The sequence below is a fragment of the Veillonella sp. R32 genome, from assembly GCF_010093125.1.
GTDB lineage: Bacteria > Bacillota > Negativicutes > Veillonellales > Veillonellaceae > Veillonella_A.
On record NZ_NMZQ01000065.1, the window covers coordinates 1 to 2,165 of the forward strand.

1 protein-coding gene is annotated in these 2,165 nt (G+C 34.5%); it reads right to left on the bottom strand.

Annotated features, from left to right (window positions below; all coding sequences use genetic code 11):
* Nucleotides 1-341: 341 nt before the first annotated feature.
* On the bottom strand, nucleotides 342-1,631 hold the full coding sequence (locus tag VER_RS10080; protein WP_162100687.1) for an S-layer homology domain-containing protein: 1,290 nt from the start codon (nucleotides 1,629-1,631) through the stop codon (nucleotides 342-344).
* Between the last annotated feature and the right edge of the window lie 534 nt (nucleotides 1,632-2,165).

Consider the following 2,165-nt stretch of genomic DNA (forward strand, 5'->3'; position numbering starts at 1 on the left):
GTGTCCATGTTTCCTCACAAGTGATTTTCTTTTCTCAGTCAATAAGTTTCGTTTCTTTACTGAATCTACAGCTATAGTATCATACAAAAATCAGTTTGTAAAGTTTTTTAAAACTCTCATGAGCATTTCAGTTTCATTCTCAAAACAGCAAAAAGACAGCAAACCCTTGAGTTTACTGTCTTTTTTAATAATTTTAATATATGATTTTCTCAAATATTTTTTTAATTATTTTATTGACAAGATATGAAAAGCTACTAGATTTCAATTATTAGATTTTAAAAATCTAGTAATCTATTCCTTTATAATTTATTACTTAACGTATTTATTTTAAACTACATTTATTAGAATTTGTAGTTTAATTCTGCACGGTAGTAATCACCTAAGTCTTTACCGCTCTGATCTTCTGCATTGAATGCCCAATAACCAGAAAGTCCTACATTATCAGCCAATGCATAGTCTACGCTTGCCATCCAAGCTTTGTAATCGCTATTGTATGGCTGGTTCCAAGTAGAGCTAATTACTGGAGAATATTTACCTTCATCAAAGTACTGAACTTTAACGCCCCAAGTACCTTGTTTTGCAATATCATAATCGCCATAACCGATACCAGCTACCCATGCATCTTTATCATTAGATTGTACTAAAGTGCCATCTTTATCGGAGAAGGTAGCGTATTCACCGCCTAACCATACTTTACCGAAGTTAAGGTCTAAGGAACCACCATAGATATCATTATCTAAGTTTTTGTTGCCCCAGGTATAGAAACCACCTAAGGTTGCATGTTCGCCAAGTTTAGCTTTAGCTTGTAATAATGTAACCGTTGGGTTAGTATCACCAGTTTTATCAGTGAAATCAAGACCATAGGAACTCATGCTACCATTTTGGTTGAATAAACCGCCTTCCATGAAGGAACCATAAGCAGCTGTTGCGGAGAAGTTGCCGTTATCATAAGTAATACCAGCACCATCGAACGTATCATCGTATACTAAACCATTACCAACGAAAGCACCGAAACGACCAGCTACAGCGGTTGTATCTTTACCAAATTTGTGGGCTACATATACACGGTCAAATTCTACATCAGAGGAATTCTTAGCATCACCAAATTCCATATCACCACTTGTTACGCGGATAACAGCGGATGTGTTATCGTTTACATTAGCATTGAATTGTACTCGGCCACGCATATCAAATAAAGATTTTTTATCTTTGTTATCGGAGCTAATCACACCTTTTTTATCTGAACCTTGGTAACGAAGACGAGCATCACCAGTTACTTTTACATTACCAACTTTATTTTCTAAGTTAGAAACGCGAACGCCTAAGTTATTTAATTCATCAGAGAATTCGTTAGCTAAACGGTTAATCATAGCTTGTTGTTCTGCATTAGCACGAGATTCGTTAGCCATAGCTTTAGCTACCATTTGAGCCATTTCATAACGAGTGATGTTGTTCTGACCTTTAAAAGTACCATCTGGATAACCGTTGATTACACCAGCGGCTGCTAATTGAGCTACACTTTGGTAAGCCCAATCATTAGGCGTTACATCAGAGAATGGATTAGCTGCGAAAGCAGTTGTTACACCAAGTACAGCAGTTGCTGCAAATACGGCTGCAAAACGTTTTTTCATAATTAATTGCCCCTTTCGGAATAAAAACAATTTTCTAAAATGTTAGATTTGTTTAGATTCTGAAACAGACTAATTAGAGAATAATAATTTCGACTGGAGTGTCCATGTTTCCTCACAATGTATCTTATTAGTTCTTTTATCTCAGTTGTTTCGTTGTCTTAACCAACCTATGGTCACATCTTACCAACGAAAACTAAACTGAAAATGAAAGTACCAAAACTTCATTTAACCCTTATAGAACCTATACTCTTACATATTATTTATTAGATTTTCTAAACATCTTAGAGCCTTTGTATTTACTAGCCAAACACTCCATTTAGTTTTCTCTTTTTGCTAAAAACTAAAAACTCATAACAAGTTTTTAGTTTTGTATGTATCAGAAAACTCATTTCTCAACATGAGTTTTTCATGTAAAATCGCCATTTTAGATGACAATTTCATGAATAAAAATGAGGATTTCTCTATTGTTAACCCAATTTACTTCACATAACCTTTAGATAGATGCTCATTTTTCCGGTTCTATAATTTATTTTG